This window comes from Celeribacter indicus, assembly GCF_000819565.1.
Taxonomy (GTDB): domain Bacteria; phylum Pseudomonadota; class Alphaproteobacteria; order Rhodobacterales; family Rhodobacteraceae; genus Celeribacter; species Celeribacter indicus.
Genome location: NZ_CP004393.1, coordinates 3,909,398 through 3,927,444, shown reverse-complemented (window position 1 = coordinate 3,927,444; position 18,047 = coordinate 3,909,398). Strand labels below are relative to the sequence as shown.

Here is an 18,047-nt window from a genome sequence, read left to right as displayed (position 1 = left end):
AGACGTGACCCATATTCCCAAGCAGCTTCCCGCCGGCCTCTATTTCGTCGCCACCCCGATCGGGAACGCACGCGATATCACCTTGCGCGCGCTCGATATTCTTGCCTCCGCCGATGTGCTGGCCGCCGAGGACACCCGCTCGCTGCGCCGGCTCATGGAGATCCATGGCCTGCCCCTGAACGGCCGTCCTCTCATCGCCTATCACGATCACAACGGCGCCCGCATCCGGCCGAGGATCATGGCGCTGCTCGCGGAGGGAAAATCCGTCGCCTATGCCTCCGAGGCGGGGACGCCGCTCGTCGCCGATCCCGGATTCGCGCTGGGCCGGGAGGCGCTCGAGGCGGGCGTGGCCGTGACCACCGCCCCCGGCCCTTCCGCGATGATCGCGGCGCTCACCGTGTCGGGCCTGCCGTCGGACCGTTTCCTGTTCGCGGGCTTCCCGCCGGCCGCGCAGGGCGCCCGGCTCAAGACCTTCCGCGCCTTCGCCTCCGTGCCCGCCACGCTCGGCTTCTATGAGAGCCCGAAACGGATTCACCGAACGTTAAATGAACTCTGCGAGACTCTGGGGGAATCGCGGCCGGCCGCGCTCTGCCGTGAACTGACGAAGAAATTCGAGGAGGTGCGGCGCGGCACCCTGCGCGAGCTGGAGGTGGCTCTGCGGGACGCGCCGGTCAAGGGCGAGATCGTGCTGCTCGTGGGGCGCGGCGGACAGGAGGAGGTGAGCGCGCCGGATCTGGAGGCCGAGTTGCAGCGCGCGCTCGCGACGATGACGGTGAAGGACGCGGCCGCGGAGGTGGCCGCGCGCTACGGGATGAAGAAGCGCGAGGTCTATCAGAAGGCGCTCGCGATGGATGCGAAGGCACGGGACGACGAGGACCCGGAACGGGGACGGACGGGATGACGGACGGAAAGGACGCTGAACATGCCACTTGATTTTACGGACGATCTCGCAGGCGCCGGTCCGCAGGAGGCGCGGCAGGCGCGCGGGCGGCGTGCCCATGACTTCGGCCGGGCCGCGGAAGCCTCGGTCGCACGCGATTACGGGGCGCGGGGATATGCGCTCGCGGAAACGCGCTGGCGCGGCGCGGGCGGGGAGATCGACCTGATCTTTCGCGACGGGACGGGATTCGTGTTCGTGGAGGTGAAGGCGTCGAAAACCCACGCACGCGCAGCCGAAAAGCTCGGCGCGGGACAGATCGCGCGGATCTGCCGGAGCGCGGAAGACTATGTCGGCCGCCAGCCTGACGGGCTGCTGACAGACATGCGCATCGACGTGGCGCTGGTCGACGGCCAGGGGCAGGTGGCGATTCTCGAGAACGCGCTGGTCTGAACGCCCTGGCCCGAACACAACCAACCTGAACGCACCGGCCTGAACGCCCTGTGTGTGACTTCGCACAGGACATTTCCGTTGAATGCCTTCCGGGGCTGGTCCATCTAGGGAGAAACTGCCTCAGCCGGAGATGAGCCTTGCCCCTGAAAGTCGCGATCCAGATGGACCCGATCGGCCCGATCAACATCAATGCCGACAGCACGTTCCGCATCATGGAAGAGGCGCAGGCGCGCGGCCATGACCTTTTCTACTACACGCCGGAGCATCTCGCCTTCCAGGAGGGCCGGGTCACCGCGCGGGGCTGGCCGGTCGAGGTGCGCCGGGTAGAGGGCGATCACTACAGTCTCGGCGAGATGACCGAGGTCGACCTGTCCGATTACGACGTGGTCTGGCTGCGGCAGGACCCGCCCTTCGACATGGGCTATATCACCACGACCCATCTTCTCGAGCTTCTCATGCCGGGCACGCTCGTGGTGAACGATCCCTTCTGGGTGCGCAACTATCCGGAGAAACTTCTGGTCCTGCGCTTTCCCGACCTGACGCCGCCGACCGCCATCGCGCGCGACCTGTCGACGATCCGCGCCTTCAAGGAGCGGCATGGCGACATCATCCTCAAGCCGCTCTACGGCAATGGCGGGGCGGGGGTGTTCCGGCTCGACCCGAACGACCGCAACCTGTCCTCGCTGCACGAGCTGTTCACCGGCATGTCGCGCGAGCCGCTGATCGTGCAGAAATTCCTCCCCGATGTCGCGAAGGGCGACAAGCGGGTGATCCTCGTCGACGGGGAGGCGGTGGGGGCGATCAATCGCGTCCCCCAGGCGGGGGAGACGCGCTCGAACATGCATGTCGGCGGCCGGCCGGAGAAGGTCGGGCTGACGGCGCGCGACCGCGAGATCTGCGCGCGGATCGGGCCGCTCCTGCGGGAAAAGGGACAGATCTTCGTCGGGATCGACGTGATCGGCGACTATCTCACGGAAATCAACGTCACCTCGCCGACGGGCATCCAGGAGCTCGAGCGGTTCGACGGGACCAATGCCGCGGAGGCCATCTGGATCGCCATCGAGGCGAAACGCGGCTGAGATGAGCCGCCGGGCCCGCCTATTGAGCGCCTGGATGCGGTTTCACGAAAAGCCCGCGCTGGCGCAGGCGCGGTCCCTGACGCGGCAGCGCCGGCGGTTCGAGCGGCAGGCCTGGCTGTTCCAGCGCACCCGCGGCGTGGCGGAGGAGCGGATCCTCGCCGGTGGCGTGCCCTGCCTGCGCCTGCGTCCGGGGGGCCGGGCGCGCGGGCGTCTGCTGTACCTGCATGGCGGCGCCTATGTGATGGGCTCGAGCCGGACCCACCGGCCGCTTGCCCGGCGCCTCTGCGCCCTGACCGGGCTCGAGGTCGTGGTGCCGGACTATCGCCTCGCGCCCGAACATCCGTTTCCGGCCGCCTTCGAGGATGCGGAGGCGGTCTGCCGGAGCCTGGGCAGCGACCTGCCGCTGCTGCTTGGGGGGGACAGCGCGGGTGGTGCCCTGTGCCTCGCGCTGCTCTCCGGCCTCTGCGTCGCGGGACGCCCGCCGCGCGCCGCCTTCGCCTTTTCGCCCTGGACCGATCTCACGCTGACGGGTGGGACGCTGCGGAGCAATGCGCGTTGCGAGGCGCTGCTGCCGGTGGAGCGGATCGCCGAGGTGCGGGACGGGTATCTGTGCGGCGCGCCCGCCGACGATCCGCGCGCCTCGCCGCTCTTCGCGCCCTTTCCGGCCTGCCCGCCGGTTCTGTTGCAATTCGCCGGGACCGAAATCCTTGCCGACGACACCCGGCGCATGGCGGCACGGCTGGAGGCGCAGGGGGCGCAGGTGACGCTCGAGAGCTGGCCCGATCTGCCGCACGTCTGGCAGATCCTGCACGGATGGCTGCCGGAGGCGGATGACGCGCTCGAGGGCGTGCGCCGTTTTCTCGACCGTCAGTTCGGGGCGCCGGAGACGACGCGGTAGCTCAGCGCCTCGGCCACATGCGGGCGGCGCACGGCGGGGTCCTGCGCGAGATCGGCGATGGTGCGGGCGACGCGCAGCACCCGGTGATAGCCGCGGGCCGAGAGGCCGAGCTTTTCGGCGGCCTTCACGAGCAGTGCCTTGCCCTCGGCGTCGGGCTCCGCCACCTCCTCGAGCATGCGCCCCTCGATCTGGGCGTTCGTGCGCAGGCCCGTCCCCTCGAGCCGGTCGGCCTGCCGGGAGCGGGCCTGCGCGACGCGGGCGGCGACGGTTGCGGAACTGTCGCCGGAGGCCGGGAGGCCCAGGTCGAGAAACTGGACGGGCGGGACTTCGAGCCGCAGGTCGAACCGGTCCATGAGCGGACCGGAGATGCGTCCGAGGTAGTCTTCGCCGCAGAGGGGCACGCGGGCGCAGGCCCGCGCCGGATCCGGCAGATAGCCGCATTTGCACGGGTTTGCGGCCGCGACCAGCATGAACCGGGCGGGATAGCGGATATGGGCATTGGCCCGCGCGACCATCACCTCGCCCGTTTCGACCGGCTGGCGCAGGGTTTCGAGCACGGCGCGGGAAAACTCCGGCAATTCGTCGAGAAACAGCACGCCGTTATGGGCCAGGGAGATCTCGCCGGGCTGTGCACCGCGACCGCCGCCGACGATGGCCGCCATGGAGGCGGTGTGATGCGGCTCGCGGAACGGGCGGGCGCGGGAAATGCCGCCCTCGTCGAGGAGGCCCGCGAGCGAATGGATGATCGAGGTTTCGAGCGCCTCATGTGCGCCGAGCGGCGGCAGGATCGTCGGCAGGCGGGCGGCGAGCATGGATTTGCCGGAGCCGGGCGTGCCGACCATGAGGAGGTGGTGCGCGCCGGCGGCGGCGATCTCCATCGCGCGTTTGGCCCGTTCCTGTCCCTTCACGTCGCGCAGGTCGCGGTGATGCACGGGGGCTGTGACCTCGCCCGGTTCGGCTTCGTGGAGTGGACGGTCGCCGGTGAAATGGCGCAGGAGATGGGCGAGGCTGGCAGCGCCGTAGACCGGGGTGGCGCCGACCCAGGCAGCTTCGGCGCCGCAGGCGACGGGGCAGGCGAGGACGCAGCCGGTCTCGGCGGCCGTGAGCGCGGCGGGCAGCGCGCCGGTCACTCCGACGAGCGAGCCGTCGAGCGCGAGCTCCCCGAGCGAGAGCGTCTTCTCCGCCGCCTCCTCGGGAATGAGGCCGGTGGCGGCGAGGATCGCGAGGGCGATGGGAAGGTCGAAATGCGAGCCCATCTTCGGCAGGTCGGCGGGGGAGAGGTTGATCACGAGTTTCTTCGAGGGCAGCGCGATCTGCATGGCGGCGAGCGCGGCGCGGACCCTTTCGCGGGCTTCCGACACCGCCTTGTCCGGCAGGCCGACGATGGTGAATCCCGGCAGGCCCGGAGAGATGGCGCATTGCACCTCGACCCGCCGGGCCTCCACGCCTTCGAAGGCGACGGAAAAGGTCCGTGCCACCATGCCCGATATCCTTTCGCGCCCTGCGCGCGCTGATCAGCCTCCTGCCGTGCTACGACAGCGCTGGTTAGCAACCGGTTAACGGCGGCGTGCGGCGCGCCTTTTCAGGCGGGCTCCGGCCAGTCCCGGATCGGGAGGTCGCGTGCGTAGGGCATGGGATCGTAGCTCATGGCGATGCCTTCGGAGCGCCAGGAGCGGAAGGCCGGATCGGAGAGATGCGCCGCCACGTAGCGGGCGAGGCGGTCGGACACCGGCAGGTCGTAACCGGCGATGCGGGCCGCGACCGGCGCGTAGAAGGCGTCGGCGGCGCTGTAGCGCCCGAACAGCCACGGCCCCCCGTCCGAGAAGCGGGCGAGGGCCTGTCCGAGGATCTCCTCGAGCCGCGCGAGGTCGGCGGAGACCTCCGGCGTCACCTGAAAGCCCCGGTACTGGTGGAAAAGCTGCATCGGGCAGGCGGTGCGCAGCGCGGCGAAGCCGGCGTGCATCTCCGCGACGATCCACCGCGCAAGGATCCGCGCCTCCGGCTCTTCGGGCCAGAGGCCGGCGTCGGGATGGCGTTCGGCCAGCGTTTCGGCAAGCGCGATGCTCTCCCCGATCACCCAGCCCTCCGGCGTGCGCGCCGTCGGGACGAACCGGGCCGGCGCGAGCGGGAGGAGATCGTCGGAGAGCGTGCCGGAATAGAGGCCGAGCACATGCGTGCGCACCGGGATCCCGAATTTCACGAACAGGAGCCAGCCGCGGAGCGACCAGCTCGAGAAGGCCCTGTCACCGATGAAGAGGTCGTAGCTCATGCCCTTTGCTCCCGCTGCCTGTCGTGATGCTAGCGAAGGAACGGTCATCGCGACACGGAATATGCGTCATGAGATGGATCAGTAAATTTGATTGATCGCTGCCGCTCGCCAGTGCCCCTGCGCGCCGTCGGGACGCTCGATGCAGGTGCAGGAGAGCGGGTCTATGCGATGCGCCAGCGCCTCGTAGGCGGTGACGCCGAGCGCCCTTTGCAGAACGGCAAGGACCACGCCCATATGGGCGACCACGATGGTCTCGCCGTCGAGCGCGTCTATGGCGGCATGGACACGGGCGGAGAAGGCGTTCCAGCTTTCGCCCCCCGGCGGTGCGGCGCTGCCCGGCGTCTCGAACACCTCTCGTGCCAGTGCGGCGTCGGCCTGTTCGATCTGTGCCCAGCTGTGCAATTCCCACGCGCCGAAATGGGTTTCCCTCAGGCGGGGATCGTGGGCGAGGCGCGGGCGCGGGCCCTGAAGCGCGGTGGCCGTGTCCACGGCGCGCCGCAGGTCGGAGGAGATCACCGGCACCTGCGGCAGCGCGGCCTCGAGACGCGCGAGCGCGGCACGATCCGACAGATCGGCAGGCAGATCGCTCCAGCCGACGAAACAGCGGGCATGTGTCGGGCCGTGCCGGACAAGCCACAGCCGGTTCAAGCGACCCCCTCCGGCAGCGCGCCCTTGAGCGGGAAGGGCAGCCCGGCCATCACGCCGATGACGCGGGCGGCGTGTTCGGCGAGGCGGCGGTTGAGCGTGCCCTGTTCGATGCGGAACCGGCGGGCGAGCGCATTTTCCGGAACGATGCCCATGCCGGTCTCGTTCGTGACGATGACGATCTCCGCCGCGCTCCGGGCGCAGGCCGCGAGCAGGCGGTCGGTTTCCGCCGCGAGCGGATGATCCGCGAGCAGGTGGTTGGTCAGCCACATCGTCGCGCAGTCGAGCAGGAGAATTTCACCCCGGCGGGCGGCGATCACGGTCTCGTCGACACGAAAAGGTTCCTCGATCGTGCGCCAGAGCTCGCCCCGATCTGCGCGATGACGCTCAACCTTTGTGCGCGTTTCGTCGTCGAGGATCTGCGCCGTGGCCAGGTAGACGAGAGTCAAGTTACTGTTAACGCACAATTTTTCAGCAATATTCGTTTTCCCGGAAGACGCGCCGCCTATGACCAGCGTGAGATTTTTGCACATGTTCGTGAAACCAAATGTCATTCGAATTGGTTAGGCTTTCCGTAACAGGAGTAGCCGCCGCTCGCAAATGGCCGGTTTTATCGGCCGTGCAACCGAAACACCGGGAGGTTGACAATGGCACTCGATGTGACTGCATCGGAACACAGCTTGCCGCGTCGCGCCATGAAGGCAGAAATGCTCGACGCGGACACGGAAATCGCACTTGCCCGCGCCTGGAGGGATTATCGCGACGAGGCCGCCCTCCATCGTCTCGTCACCGCCTATATGCGCTTAGCTATCTCGATGGCCGCGAAATTCAAGCGCTACGGCGCACCGATGAACGACCTCATCCAGGAGGCCGGTCTCGGCCTGATGAAAGCGGCCGACAAGTTCGACCCGGATCGGGGCGTCCGGTTCTCCACCTACGCGGTGTGGTGGATCAAGGCCTCGGTCCAGGATTACGTGATGCGCAATTGGTCGCTGGTACGGACCGGCTCCACCTCCGCGCAGAAATCCCTGTTCTTCAACATGCGCCGCGTTCAGGCCCGTCTCGAACGGGAGGCGACGGCGCGGGGCGACAATCTCGACCACGCCCAGCTCCTGCAACTCATCGCGATGGATCTCGGGGTGCCGCTGCGCGATGTGGAGATGATGGACGGGCGGTTGTCGGGCTCGGATTTCTCGCTCAACGCGCAGCAGTCGACCGAGGACGAGGGCCGCGAATGGATCGACACGCTCGCCGACGAGGGCGAGACGACGGCCGAGCTCGTGGGCGAGGCGCACGATCAGCTCCAGCTTTCCGGCTGGCTCCAGGAGGCGATGGGCGAGTTGAGTGAACGCGAGCGCTTCATCCTGCGCGAACGCAAGCTCTCCGACGATCCGCGCACGCTCGAGAGCCTCGGCGAGGAGCTGTCGCTCTCCAAGGAACGTGTGCGGCAGCTCGAGGCGGGCGCATTCATGAAGATGCGCAAGTCGCTGGAACGGCACGGTGAGGCGCTGACCTCGCTTCTGAGCTAAGGCTTGAGTTCACCGGGCGCGCGCCCTACACCTTCTGCTGTCTGGAAGGCGAAGGGCGCGCGATGCTGAACGGCAAGACCATTCTTCTCATCATCGGCGGCGGGATCGCCGCCTACAAGTCGCTCGACCTGATGCGGCGGCTGCGCGATCAGGGCGCGCGGGTCGTTCCCGTGCTGACCCGTGCGGCCGAGGAGTTCGTGACGCCGCTGTCGGTCTCTGCGCTCGCCGCCGAAAAGGTGTATCGCGATCTCTTCGATCTCACCGACGAGGCGGAGATGGGGCATATCCAGCTGAGCCGCGCCGCCGATCTCGTGGTCGTCGCGCCCGCGACCGCCGATTTGCTGGCGAAGATGGCGAACGGCTTCGCGGGCGATCTTGCCTCCACGCTGCTCATGGCCACCGACACGCCCGTGCTCGTCGCGCCCGCGATGAACGTGCGGATGTGGGAACATCCGGCGATGCAGCGTAACATCGCGACGCTTCGCGGCGACGGCGTGCGCGTCGTCGGGCCGGAGGAGGGAGCGATGGCCTGCGGCGAATTCGGACCCGGACGGCTGTCGGAGGTGCCGGATATCCTCGGCGCGATCCGCGCCACGCTCGCCGAGGGGCCCCTTTCCGGCCGGCATGTCCTCGTCACTTCGGGCCCGACCCATGAGCCGATCGACCCGGTCCGCTACATCGCCAACCGTTCCTCCGGCGCGCAGGGCGCGGCGATTGCCGCCGCGCTGCGCGATCTGGGCGCGCGGGTGAGTTTCGTGACCGGCCCTGCGCGCGTGCCGCCGCCCGCGGGTGTCGAGGTGATCGCGGTGGAGACGGCACGGGAGATGAAGGCGGCGGTCGAAGCCGCGCTTCCCGCCGATGCCGCCGTCTTCGCCGCCGCCGTGGCTGACTGGCGGGTGACGGCGGAAAAGGCCGGGAAGATCAAGAAGGAGCAGGGAAAGCTCCCGGTTCTGGACTTTTCCGAGAACCCGGACATCCTCGCGCAGGTGAGCCGGATGGCGGAGGGGCGTCCGCGCCTCGTCATCGGCTTCGCCGCCGAGACCGACGATGTCATCGCCCATGCGACTGCGAAACGCGCGCGCAAGGGCTGTGACTGGATCGTCGCGAACGATGTCTCGCCCGCGACCGGGATCATGGGCGGGACGGAGAATGCGGTGACGCTGATCACCGAACGCGGCGCGGACGCCTGGCCGCGCATGACGAAGGAGCAGGTCGCGCGCCAGCTTGCGCTCCGGATCGCCGACCACCTGTCGCAACACTGACCTGACGAGCCGAGGAGCCGCATGACCGTCGCGATCAAGATCAAATGGCTGGAGGAGGCGGACCGCACCGTCGCCTTGCCCTCCTATGAGACCGCACATGCCGCGGGGGCGGATCTCCGCGCGAACCTGCCGCCCGAACTGCGTGCCGAGGGGATTGTGCTCGCGCCCGGTGCGCGGCGCCTGGTGCCGACGGGCTTCGCGATGGAAATCCCGCCGGGCTATGAGGTGCAGGTGCGCCCGCGCTCCGGCTGGGCGTTGAAACACGGCATTTCCATCCCGAACGCGCCGGGCACGATCGACGCGGATTATCGCGGTCCGGTGGGAGTCATCCTGATCAACCTCGGGAGCGAGCCTTTCCCGATCTCCCATGGCGACCGCATCGCGCAGATGGTCGTGGCGCCGGTGGTGACGGGGCGTTTCGCGGTGAGCGAGACGCTGAGCCCGACGGCGCGGGGCGGCGGCGGCTTCGGCTCGACCGGGCGGTCATGACCCTTTTCCTTCTCGTCGCCGCCGCCCTCTGGGGAACCGGCTATGCGATGGGAGCGCCTTCGCGGGCGCGATGGGCGATGATCGGCGTGCTCTACCTCGCCGTCCTGCTTGCGCTTCTTGTCCTGCCGCCGGGCAATGCGTTTCGCGCGACGCTGGGGGGCGGTGCGGGAGAATGGGCGCTGCTCGGGATCTTCGCCGCCGTGGTGGTCGCCTATCGCTTCGGCCTGCGGGCCCTGCGCGCCCGCGCGACGGAGCCGCAGGACGGGGCGGGCGCGCCTGCGCCCGGAGGTCCGTTTCGCGAGGCGGAACTCGAGCGCTACATGCGCCATATCCTCCTGCGCGAGATCGGTGGGCCGGGTCAGCGCAGCCTGAAGGAGGCGAAGGTGCTCGTGGTCGGCGCGGGCGGGCTCGGCGCGCCGGTGCTGCAATATCTCGCGGCCTCGGGCGTCGGGGTGATCGGCGTCATCGACGACGATGTGGTGGAGCCGTCGAACCTGCAACGCCAGGTGATCCACAAGGACGACAGCCTCGGCATGCCGAAGGTGTTCTCCGCCGCGGCGGCGATGCGGGCGCAGAATCCCTTCGTCGAGATCCGCCCCTACAACCGCCGCTTCGACGAAAGTTGCGCGGTGCTCCTCGACGAGTACGATCTCGTGCTCGACGGCACGGACAATTTCGATACCCGCTATCTCGTGAACCGGCTCTGCGTTGCCGCGAAAAAGCCGCTGATCGCCGCCGCGATCACACAGTGGGAAGGCCAGATCAGCACCTATAAGCCGCATGAGACCGGCCCGTGCTACCAATGCATCTTTCCCGAACGGCCCGCGCCCGGCATGGTGCCGAGCTGTGCCGAGGCGGGGGTCGCGGCGCCCCTGCCGGGCATTCTCGGCACGATGATGGCGATGGAGGCGGTGAAGGAGATCACCGGCGCGGGGCAGGGGCTGGCCGGGCGCCTGACGATCTATGACGCCCTCTATGCGGAGTGCCGGACCATCGCGGTGAAAAAGCGCGCCGATTGCCCGGTCTGCGGAATGCAAAATCACCACTGACCCTTTTCTCCGGACGGGCGCGGGCATAGCTTGGCCTCAAAGGAGACGCCGATGAGCAACGCATATCTGTCCGACTGGACGTCCGAATTTTCTCTTCCGCCCTTCGCCGATCTGGAGGATGCCGATGTCATGCCCGCGGTCGAGGCGGCCCTGACGGAGGCACGCGACAACGTGACCGCGATCGCGGAAAACCCGGAGCCGCCGAGCTTTGCCAACACGATCGAGGCGCTGGAACGGGCGGATCGCCTGTTGTCGAGGGTGCTCGGCACGTTCTACGGCATGGCCGGCGCGGATACGAACGAGGCGCGCGATGCGCTGATGCGGGATCTCTCGCCGCTGCTTGCGGCCTATTCGTCGGAAATCACCGCCAACGCCGCACTCTTCGCGCGCATCGAGACGCTCTGGCAGGCGCGCGACAGCCTCGGCCTCTCGCCCGAACAGGCCCGCGTGCTGATGCTCACCCGCCGGTCCTTCGTCCGGTCGGGGGCAAAGCTCGAGGGCGCGGAAAAGGAGCGGATGGCAGCAATCAAGTCCCGGCTCGCGAGTCTCGGCACGCAGTTCACCCAGAACCTTCTGGCCGACGAGCGCACATGGTTCATGGACCTGTCCGAAGGCGATCTCGAGGGCCTGCCGCAATTCGTCGTCGATGCGGCGCGCGCGGCCGGAGAGGAAAAGGGCGCCGCCGGGCCGGTCGTCACCCTGTCGCGGTCGCTCATCGTGCCGTTCCTGCAATTCTCCCCGCGCCGCGACCTGCGCGAACGGGCGTTCAAGGCCTGGATCGCGCGCGGCATGAACGGCGGCGAGACCGACAACCGGGAGATCGCCGCGGAGATCCTGAAGCTGCGGGAGGAACGGGCGAAGCTTCTGGGCTACGAAAGCTTCGCGGCCTACAAGCTCGAAACCGAGATGGCGAAGACCCCGGAGGCGGTGCGCGAGCTGCTGATGCGGGTCTGGGAGCCGGCGAAGGCGGCGGCGCTGCGCGATGCGGAGGTGCTGACCGACATGATGGCGCGCGACGGGATCAACGGCGCTCTGGAGCCGTGGGACTGGCGCTATTATTCAGAGAAACGGCGCAAGGCGGAACACGATCTCGACGAGGCGGAGCTGAAGCCCTACCTGCAACTCGAGCGGATGATCGAGGCGGCGTTCACCTGTGCCAACCGTCTCTTCGGTCTCGAATTCTCTCCGCTCGACGTGACCACCTATCACCCGGATGCGCGCGCCTGGAACGTGACGCGGAACGGTGCGCATGTCGCGGTCTTCATCGGCGACTATTTCGCGCGCGGCTCGAAGCGTTCGGGCGCGTGGTGCACCACGATGCGCAGCCAGCAGAAGCTCGAGGGCGACATTCGCCCGATCGTGCTCAACGTGTGCAATTTCGCCAAGCCGCCGAAGGGCGAACCGGCGCTCCTGTCCTATGACGATGCGCGCACGCTGTTCCACGAATTCGGCCACGCGCTGCACCAGATGCTGTCGGACGTGACCTACGAATCGATCTCCGGGACGTCGGTGGCACGCGATTTCGTGGAACTGCCGAGCCAGCTCTACGAGCATTGGCTCGAAGTGCCGGATGTCTTGGCGGAATTCGCCACCCATGCGAAGACCGGCGCGCCGATGCCGCGCGAGATGCTCGAGCGGCTGCTCGCCGCGCAGACCTACGATCAGGGCTTTGCGACGGTGGAATATGTCGCCTCCGCACTCGTCGATCTCGATTTCCACGACGGCGCCGCGCCCGCCGATCCGATGGCCGCGCAGGCGGAAACGCTCGGGCGGATCGGCATGCCGAAGGCGATCACGATGCGCCATGCGACCCCGCATTTCGCCCATGTCTTCTCAGGCGACGGCTACAGCGCTGGGTATTACAGCTACATGTGGTCGGAAGCGATGGATGCCGATGCGTTCGAGGCGTTCGAGGAAAAGGGCGCCTTCGACCCGGCGACGGCGCAGAGTCTCGAGGCGCATATCCTCTCGCGTGGCGGATCGGAGGATGCGGAAGATCTTTACACCGCCTTCCGTGGGCGGATGCCGGGGGTCGGCGCGCTCCTGAAGGGGCGGGGGCTTGTCGAGGCCTAATCGGCCTCGCCCGCCACGTCCTTGTGCACGATAACGTCGGCGGTGGGATAGCTGTCGAGGATCTGGCGCTTGAGGCCCGCGGAGATCGCGTGAGCCTCGCGCAGCGTCTGGTCGCCATCCACCTCGATATGGATGTTGACGAAGGGTTTCGATCCGGCCATCCGGGTTTTCAGGTCGTGATAGGCATGCACGCCCGGATATTCGGTGGCCATGCGTTCGATGTCCTGCACCATCTCCGCGGGGGCGGAGCGGTCCATGAGCGCGTCCCAGGCGGATTTCCAGATCCTGAGCGCGCCGAAGGCCATGATCGCCGCCGCACCGAGGGCCACGACGCTGTCGATCTGCGCCAGGCCAAAGGCGCGGGAGGCGAAGAGCGCGACGATGGCACCGATATTGGGAATGAGATCCCCGAGGTAATGCAGGCTGTCGGCGGAGACCACCTTCGACCCGGTGCGGCGGGCGACGCGCCGCTGCCAGAGGACGAGGCAGACGGTGAGCACGATGGAGACCCCCATGACCGCGATGCCGCCGAGTTCGCTTTCGACGCGGACCGGCGTGTCCGACAGCAGCCGCCGGGCGGAGGTGACGGCGATGATCCCCGCGGAGACGAGGATGAAGATCGACTGGCCGAGGGCGGCGAGATCCTCCGCGGAGGTATGGCCGAAGGCATGATCCTCGTCGGGAGGGCGGGAGGCGTAGAAGATTGCGAGCAGCCCGCCGAGCGACACCATGAGGTCCACGCCGCTGTCGGCAAGCGAGGCGGCGATGGAGAGCGAGCCGGTCGCGCCGAGCGCCCAGAGCTTTGCGATCACGAGCACCATTGCGACGGAGACGGAGGCGAGGCCAGCCGAGAGATTGAGGCGCGTTTCGGTCATGAGGCAAACTCCTCCTTCGGGCGGATCGGTCCGGCATCGGCTTGTCGCGGATCCGCCTCCGGGCGCGGCGGGGATTCGGGACATCGCCTTTCAAGGAGCCAGAGGTCATAGCCCGCAGAGTCGAAACTGTCCATCGTTTCCGTCCGCCGCGGGTGTCGGTGGCCGTTGCGTTCCAGGCGGCGTCGGGTCGGGTCGGGTCGGGGGAGCGGCCTCAGGTCATCGGGACGGCCGCACGCCACGGCGATGGCCTGATCTGCCCCGTCCTGCGTCACTCGAGGATTTCGTCCGCCCTGACCCCCCAGAGGGCGGATTTCAGCGCCCAGCCCTTCTCGCCGGAGGCCGTCACCTTGCACCAGGAGATGCTGCATTCCTGGAGGCGCAGGATCACGCCGCGTTCCGCCTTCGCATTGACGCGGGAGGAGGTGTCGGCGCGGGAATAGAGATCCGCTTCCTCCTCCTGCACGAGCGCGGTGCGCACGCCGGAAATCAGCGAGTAATGGAGCCATCCCGTCGCGCCCTCGACATCCCGCACGCGCCGCCAATGGCCGTATTCCGCGATGACCTCGAGCGGATAGCCGCGTTGGGTGAAGATCCAGTCGATCCGGTGCGACAGCGAGGGGCCGCGGCGCGCATTCGCCTCGTTCGCCTTCAGCGAGACGAAACGCGGCAGCGGCAGGTTGGTGACCGAGCCGCGTTTGGGCCCCGTGTAATCCGGGGCGGGCGTTTCCGGTTTCGGCGCCGGGGGCGCCGTCGGGACCGGCGCGTCCTGCGCGCGGGCGTGGCCGGCGAGCAGCGCGCACGCCAGGGCGACTGCCCCGAGGCCACAGGCAGCCTTTCGCCGCATTGACTGAAGACACGGGACTCCGCGCACCATCGTTCCGTCCGATCTGCTCCGCAGCGGTTTTTCCGGGGCCGCGCCGACCGCAGGTGTCACGTCGGTCCGCCGCGGCCATTCCGTCCGCCGTCGCGCTTTTTATCCGTTACGCCTTGCCGGGATGCAATCGGGTTTGCAGTATGCGCGGGAAAAAGAAGCCGAGAGGTGCGGGAATGGCGCAGAACCGTCTGAAGGTGGTTGTCACGCGGGCTTTGCCGGAGCCGGTCGAGACGCGGATGAAGGAATTGTTCGACGTCACGCTGAACATCGGGGACAGGAAGCTCGCGCGCGAGGACCTGGCGCGGGCGATGCAATCCTGCGATGTGCTCGTGCCCTGCATCACCGACCGGATCGACGCGGATCTTCTGGAACGGGCGGGGCCGCGGTTGAAGCTCATCGCGAACTACGGCACCGGGATGGATCATGTCGATGTGGCCGTGGCGGCGCGGCGCGGCATTCTCGTGTCGAACACGCCGAGCGTGGCGACGGAGGACACGGCCGATATCGTCATGGCCCTCGTCCTCGCCGTCACCCGCCGCATCTCCGAAGGCCAGGCGATGATGCAATCGGGGGCGTGGGAAGGCTGGGCGCCTACCGCCTTTCTCGGACGACGGCTCACCGGCAAGCGGCTCGGCATCCTCGGAATGGGCCGGATCGGACAGGCGGTGGCACGCCGGGCCCGCGCCTTCGGCCTGTCGGTGCATTACCATAACCGCACGCGCGTGGCGCCAGAGATCGAAGCGGATCTGGAGGCGACCTGGTGGGACAGTCTCGACCAGATGCTGTCGCGGGTCGACATCCTGTCGATCAACTGCCCGCATACGCCCTCCACCTATCATCAGATCAACGCCCGGCGGCTGAAGCTCATGAAACCGACGGCGGTGATCGTGAACACTTCGCGCGGCGAGGTGATCGACGAGAACGCACTTACGCGGGGGCTGCGTGCGGGGGAGATCGGCGGCGCGGGGCTCGACGTCTTCGAGGGCGGGCATCACATCAACCCGCGCCTGCGCAAGCTTCCGAACGTGGTGCTTCTGCCGCATATGGGATCGGCCACGGTCGAAGGGCGTATCGAGATGGGGGAGAAGGTCCTGCACAACATCCATGCCTTCGCACAGGGGGATCCGCTGCCGGATCTGGTCGATCCCGCGAAGCTCTGAGCGGTGGCGGGCCGGGTGGTTTTCTCCTGCGGCCACGGCTGTGATCCCGGCGGCATTTTCGCCTGTGGAGGGAACTTCCCGCCGGGGGATCGGCGTTATGTTGTCAAATCGAACTGACAATGGAGGATCCCATGGCCTGGGACGTCATCGAAGGTAAATGGAAGCAGTTCCGGGGCAAGGCCCAGGAGGAGTGGGGCAAGCTCACGGATGACGACCTCGACGTCATCAACGGCAACCGAGATCAGCTCGAGGGCAAGATCCAGGAGCACTACGGGAAGACCAAGGACGAAGCCCGTGAGGCCGTGAATTCCTGGAGCACCCGCGTCTCCGCGATGTGAACGCAGCAGAAGCAGGAGCGGATGCGGGGTCCCGACAGGGGCCCCGCATTTTTTCGTTTATTGCCGTCCGTCCCGGATGAACGTGCCGTTCCTCAACTCCTGCATCGCCTGAAGGAGCTCCTCGCGCGTGTTCATCACGATCGGCCCGTGCCAGGCGACGGGCTCCTGAAGCGGTTGACCGGAAATCAGCAGGAAGCGCAGGCCCTCGGGACCCGAATTCACCACGATCTCGTCGCCAGTGTCGAAGTTCACCAGCGTCCGATTGCCGGACATGTCGCGAATGTTCACCTCCTCGCCCTTCACCTCCTTCTCCACGCGCACGCCATAGGGGCGCGACGCGTCCCGGAAGGCGCCGCTGCCGGCAAAGATATAGGCGAAGGTATTGGCATGGGTGTCGACCGGAAGCACCTTGCGCGTGTTCGGCGGGACGGAGACGTCGAGATAGAGCGGATCGGCGGCGATGCCATCGACCGGCCCACGTTGTCCCCAGAAACTGCCTGTGATGATCTTCACGCGCGTGCCGTCGTCGTCGACGATCTCGGGAATGTCGCTGCCCTGGATGTCCTGGTAGCGCGGCGCGGTCATCTTCAGCGCGGAGGGCAGGTTCGCCCAGAGCTGAAACCCGTGCATCTGGCCCGCGGCGCTGCCGCGCGGCATCTCCTGATGCAGGATGCCCGAGCCCGCGGTCATCCACTGGACCGATCCCGCCCCGAGCACGCCCCTGTTGCCGAGGCTGTCGCCGTGCTCGACCTCGCCCTCGAGCACATAGGTGATGGTCTCGATCCCCCGGTGGGGATGCCAGGGAAACCCGCCCGCGAACTTCTCGGGGTCGTCATTGCGGAAATCGTCGAACAGCAGGAAGGGATCGAATTCGCGCGGCTTGTGAAAGCCGAAGGCGCGGTAGAGGTGAACGCCGGCGCCTTCGAGGGTGAAGTCGCCTTCGGAGAGGGACTTGACGGGTCGGAATGTCATGAGGGGTCTCCTTCGACAGGATTTCCTCCTCATGTGGGGCGCGGGGAGCTGTGCGCAAACATCCACGGACGAACGTCCTCTGTGCACTGTCGCGCAGGGCCAGGCGTCGCAGGAGTATTTTGGGCACAAAGGAAACAGGCGCGCGTTAGGAGCGCGTCAATCTTGTCATGTCATGCTGTGCCTGCGGTACAGGCTGGAGAGCCGATGACCGTGCACGAAGGAGACGCCCTGGCCCGTGGGCCTGGAACCCTTCCGGAGACGCCACAGTGCCATGCACCGGCGGCCAGGGCGCATTTCCCTCCGGGGCAGGCGCGTCCCTGTCTCCTTTGTGCCGGAAATACTCGAAAAGCGCCCCTGGGGGCGCTTTTCCTATTTCTTGTTCACGCTGTAGACATTCTCCGGCGTGGGGAAGGCGCGGGATCTGACGTCCTCGGCATATTCCGCGATGGCTTCCTCGATCGCCGCGCCGACCGCGCCGAATTTCTTCACGAATTTCGGCACCCAGTCGTTCAGGCCCAGCATGTCCTCCATCACGAGAATCTGCCCGTCGCAGCTCTTCGAGGCGCCGATGCCGATGGTGGGCACATCGATCGCCTGGGTGATCTTGTCGGCGAGCGGTTCGACGACCCCCTCGACGACCACGGCGAAGGCGCCGGCCTCGGCCACGGCCTTCGCGTCCTCGATATGGAAATACCAGCTGTCTTCCTCGCGGCCCTGCGTCTTGAACCCGCCCATGATGTTGGTCGATTGCGGGGTGAGGCCGATATGCGCCATCACCGGAATGCCGCGTTCGGTGAGGAACCTGACCGTCTCGGCCATGCGCGCGCCGCCTTCGAGCTTGACGGCCTGGCACTGCGTTTCCTTCATGATCAGGGCGGCGTTGCGGAAGGCCTGCGACGGGCTCTCCTCATAGGAGCCGAAGGGCATGTCGACCACCACGAGGGCGCGTTTCGTGCCGCGGACCACGGCCTTGCCGTGCATGATCATCAGTTCGAGCGGCACGCCGACGGTGGATTCCATCCCGTGCATCACCATGCCGAGGCTGTCGCCCACAAGCAGGAAATCGCAGTATTTCTCCGCGATGGCGGCGGTATGCGCGTGATAGGCGGTGAGCGAGACGATCGGCTCGCCGCCCTTGCGCGCGCGGATCTGCGGCACGGTCACGCGGCGGATGGTTTCGGTCTGTGTGGACATGGTTTCCTCCT

Annotated in this window: 19 protein-coding genes; 11 read left to right on the top strand and 8 right to left on the bottom strand. The window is 67.5% G+C overall.

Annotated features, from left to right (window positions below):
- Window positions 1-4 precede the first annotated feature (4 nt).
- The 4 genes from rsmI to P73_RS19305 all read left to right on the top strand — a co-directional run bounded on the left by rsmI (window position 5) and on the right by P73_RS19305 (window position 3,307).
- Entirely contained in the window at window positions 5-901 is an 897-nt protein-coding gene (gene rsmI, locus P73_RS19320; RefSeq protein ID WP_043870851.1) for a 16S rRNA (cytidine(1402)-2'-O)-methyltransferase, read from the top strand.
- Between the two features lie 21 nt (window positions 902-922).
- Entirely contained in the window at window positions 923-1,330 is a 408-nt protein-coding gene (locus tag P73_RS19315; RefSeq protein ID WP_043870850.1) for a YraN family protein, read from the top strand.
- A 137-nt stretch (window positions 1,331-1,467) separates the two neighbouring features.
- Window positions 1,468-2,409, top strand: a complete 942-nt coding sequence (gene gshB / locus P73_RS19310) for a glutathione synthase (RefSeq protein ID WP_043870849.1) — start codon at window positions 1,468-1,470, stop codon at window positions 2,407-2,409.
- A 34-nt stretch (window positions 2,410-2,443) separates the two neighbouring features.
- Window positions 2,444-3,307 carry an alpha/beta hydrolase gene (locus tag P73_RS19305; RefSeq protein WP_052453425.1) on the top strand — a complete coding sequence of 288 codons (864 nt, stop codon included), beginning with the start codon at window positions 2,444-2,446 and terminating at the stop codon, window positions 3,305-3,307.
- Here P73_RS19305 and P73_RS19300 read toward each other — a convergent pair.
- From P73_RS19300 to cobU, 4 genes are all read right to left on the bottom strand, one after another.
- Window positions 3,277-4,788 carry a YifB family Mg chelatase-like AAA ATPase gene (locus tag P73_RS19300; protein WP_043870848.1) on the bottom strand — a complete coding sequence of 504 codons (1,512 nt, stop codon included), beginning with the start codon at window positions 4,786-4,788 and terminating at the stop codon, window positions 3,277-3,279. The genes P73_RS19305 and P73_RS19300 overlap by 31 nt on opposite strands.
- Before the next feature lie 101 nt (window positions 4,789-4,889).
- The gene (locus P73_RS19295; RefSeq protein ID WP_043870847.1) at window positions 4,890-5,576 is read right to left on the bottom strand and encodes a glutathione S-transferase; all 687 of its coding nucleotides are present in this window, start codon (window positions 5,574-5,576) and stop codon (window positions 4,890-4,892) included.
- 78 nt (window positions 5,577-5,654) lie between these two features.
- Complete coding sequence (locus tag P73_RS19290; protein ID WP_043870846.1) at window positions 5,655-6,224, bottom strand: histidine phosphatase family protein; 570 nt, start codon at window positions 6,222-6,224, stop codon at window positions 5,655-5,657.
- Complete coding sequence (cobU, locus tag P73_RS19285; RefSeq protein ID WP_052453599.1) at window positions 6,221-6,754, bottom strand: bifunctional adenosylcobinamide kinase/adenosylcobinamide-phosphate guanylyltransferase; 534 nt, start codon at window positions 6,752-6,754, stop codon at window positions 6,221-6,223. The genes P73_RS19290 and cobU overlap by 4 nt, the downstream gene beginning before the upstream one ends.
- 114 nt (window positions 6,755-6,868) lie before the next feature.
- Between cobU and P73_RS19280 the strand changes: the two genes are divergently transcribed.
- The 5 genes from P73_RS19280 (at window position 6,869) to P73_RS19260 (ending at window position 12,623) form a co-directional block, all read left to right on the top strand.
- Entirely contained in the window at window positions 6,869-7,750 is an 882-nt protein-coding gene (locus P73_RS19280; protein WP_043870844.1) for an RNA polymerase factor sigma-32, read from the top strand.
- Window positions 7,751-7,812: 62 nt separating this feature from the next.
- Window positions 7,813-9,012: a bifunctional phosphopantothenoylcysteine decarboxylase/phosphopantothenate--cysteine ligase CoaBC gene (gene coaBC, locus P73_RS19275; protein ID WP_043870843.1), complete on the top strand. Its 1,200-nt coding sequence runs from the start codon at window positions 7,813-7,815 to the stop codon at window positions 9,010-9,012.
- Window positions 9,013-9,033: 21 nt separating this feature from the next.
- On the top strand, window positions 9,034-9,501 hold the full coding sequence (gene dut / locus P73_RS19270; RefSeq protein WP_043870842.1) for a dUTP diphosphatase: 468 nt from the start codon (window positions 9,034-9,036) through the stop codon (window positions 9,499-9,501).
- The gene (locus tag P73_RS19265; RefSeq protein WP_043870841.1) at window positions 9,498-10,550 is read left to right on the top strand and encodes a HesA/MoeB/ThiF family protein; all 1,053 of its coding nucleotides are present in this window, start codon (window positions 9,498-9,500) and stop codon (window positions 10,548-10,550) included. The genes dut and P73_RS19265 overlap by 4 nt, the downstream gene beginning before the upstream one ends.
- A 51-nt stretch (window positions 10,551-10,601) precedes the next feature.
- Window positions 10,602-12,623, top strand: a complete 2,022-nt coding sequence (locus P73_RS19260) for a M3 family metallopeptidase (protein ID WP_043870840.1) — start codon at window positions 10,602-10,604, stop codon at window positions 12,621-12,623.
- Here P73_RS19260 and P73_RS19255 read toward each other — a convergent pair.
- Together P73_RS19255 and P73_RS19250 are read right to left on the bottom strand one after the other, a co-directional pair.
- Window positions 12,620-13,498, bottom strand: coding sequence for a cation diffusion facilitator family transporter (locus tag P73_RS19255; protein ID WP_043870839.1), 879 nt, complete (start codon window positions 13,496-13,498; stop codon window positions 12,620-12,622). The two genes, P73_RS19260 and P73_RS19255, sit on opposite strands and share 4 nt — an antisense overlap.
- Window positions 13,499-13,766: 268 nt before the next feature.
- Entirely contained in the window at window positions 13,767-14,342 is a 576-nt protein-coding gene (locus P73_RS19250) for an SH3 domain-containing protein (protein ID WP_043870838.1), read from the bottom strand.
- A 203-nt stretch (window positions 14,343-14,545) separates the two neighbouring features.
- On the opposite strand from P73_RS19250, the gene P73_RS19245 reads away from it, so the two are divergent.
- Entirely contained in the window at window positions 14,546-15,532 is a 987-nt protein-coding gene (locus P73_RS19245; protein WP_043870837.1) for a 2-hydroxyacid dehydrogenase, read from the top strand.
- A gap of 119 nt (window positions 15,533-15,651) precedes the next feature.
- Window positions 15,652-15,870, top strand: a complete 219-nt coding sequence (locus tag P73_RS19240; RefSeq protein WP_420836123.1) for a CsbD family protein — start codon at window positions 15,652-15,654, stop codon at window positions 15,868-15,870.
- Between the two features lie 57 nt (window positions 15,871-15,927).
- On the opposite strand, the gene P73_RS19235 is transcribed toward P73_RS19240, so the two are convergent.
- Together P73_RS19235 and panB are read right to left on the bottom strand one after the other, a co-directional pair.
- Window positions 15,928-16,842, bottom strand: coding sequence for a pirin family protein (locus P73_RS19235; protein WP_043870836.1), 915 nt, complete (start codon window positions 16,840-16,842; stop codon window positions 15,928-15,930).
- 369 nt (window positions 16,843-17,211) lie between these two features.
- Window positions 17,212-18,036 carry a 3-methyl-2-oxobutanoate hydroxymethyltransferase gene (panB, locus tag P73_RS19230; protein ID WP_043870835.1) on the bottom strand — a complete coding sequence of 275 codons (825 nt, stop codon included), beginning with the start codon at window positions 18,034-18,036 and terminating at the stop codon, window positions 17,212-17,214.
- Window positions 18,037-18,047 lie beyond the last annotated feature (11 nt).

Excerpts from the sequence above, each read along its gene's own strand:
- coaBC (WP_043870843.1), top strand. The coding sequence starts at position 7,813 with ATGCTGAACGGCAAGACCATTCTTCTCATCATCGGCGGCGGGATCGCC.
- P73_RS19245 (WP_043870837.1), top strand. The coding sequence starts at position 14,546 with ATGGCGCAGAACCGTCTGAAGGTGGTTGTCACGCGGGCTTTGCCGGAG.
- P73_RS19280 (WP_043870844.1), top strand. The coding sequence starts at position 6,869 with ATGGCACTCGATGTGACTGCATCGGAACACAGCTTGCCGCGTCGCGCC.
- P73_RS19305 (WP_052453425.1), top strand. The coding sequence starts at position 2,444 with ATGCGGTTTCACGAAAAGCCCGCGCTGGCGCAGGCGCGGTCCCTGACG.
- P73_RS19295 (WP_043870847.1), bottom strand. The coding sequence starts at position 5,576 with ATGAGCTACGACCTCTTCATCGGTGACAGGGCCTTCTCGAGCTGGTCG.
- cobU (WP_052453599.1), bottom strand. The coding sequence starts at position 6,754 with ATGTGCAAAAATCTCACGCTGGTCATAGGCGGCGCGTCTTCCGGGAAA.
- P73_RS19240 (WP_420836123.1), top strand. The coding sequence starts at position 15,652 with ATGGAGGATCCCATGGCCTGGGACGTCATCGAAGGTAAATGGAAGCAG.
- P73_RS19250 (WP_043870838.1), bottom strand. The coding sequence starts at position 14,342 with ATGCGGCGAAAGGCTGCCTGTGGCCTCGGGGCAGTCGCCCTGGCGTGC.
- P73_RS19315 (WP_043870850.1), top strand. The coding sequence starts at position 923 with ATGCCACTTGATTTTACGGACGATCTCGCAGGCGCCGGTCCGCAGGAG.
- P73_RS19235 (WP_043870836.1), bottom strand. The coding sequence starts at position 16,842 with ATGACATTCCGACCCGTCAAGTCCCTCTCCGAAGGCGACTTCACCCTC.
- P73_RS19255 (WP_043870839.1), bottom strand. The coding sequence starts at position 13,498 with ATGACCGAAACGCGCCTCAATCTCTCGGCTGGCCTCGCCTCCGTCTCC.
- panB (WP_043870835.1), bottom strand. The coding sequence starts at position 18,036 with ATGTCCACACAGACCGAAACCATCCGCCGCGTGACCGTGCCGCAGATC.
- dut (WP_043870842.1), top strand. The coding sequence starts at position 9,034 with ATGACCGTCGCGATCAAGATCAAATGGCTGGAGGAGGCGGACCGCACC.
- P73_RS19300 (WP_043870848.1), bottom strand. The coding sequence starts at position 4,788 with ATGGTGGCACGGACCTTTTCCGTCGCCTTCGAAGGCGTGGAGGCCCGG.
- P73_RS19265 (WP_043870841.1), top strand. The coding sequence starts at position 9,498 with ATGACCCTTTTCCTTCTCGTCGCCGCCGCCCTCTGGGGAACCGGCTAT.
- P73_RS19260 (WP_043870840.1), top strand. The coding sequence starts at position 10,602 with ATGAGCAACGCATATCTGTCCGACTGGACGTCCGAATTTTCTCTTCCG.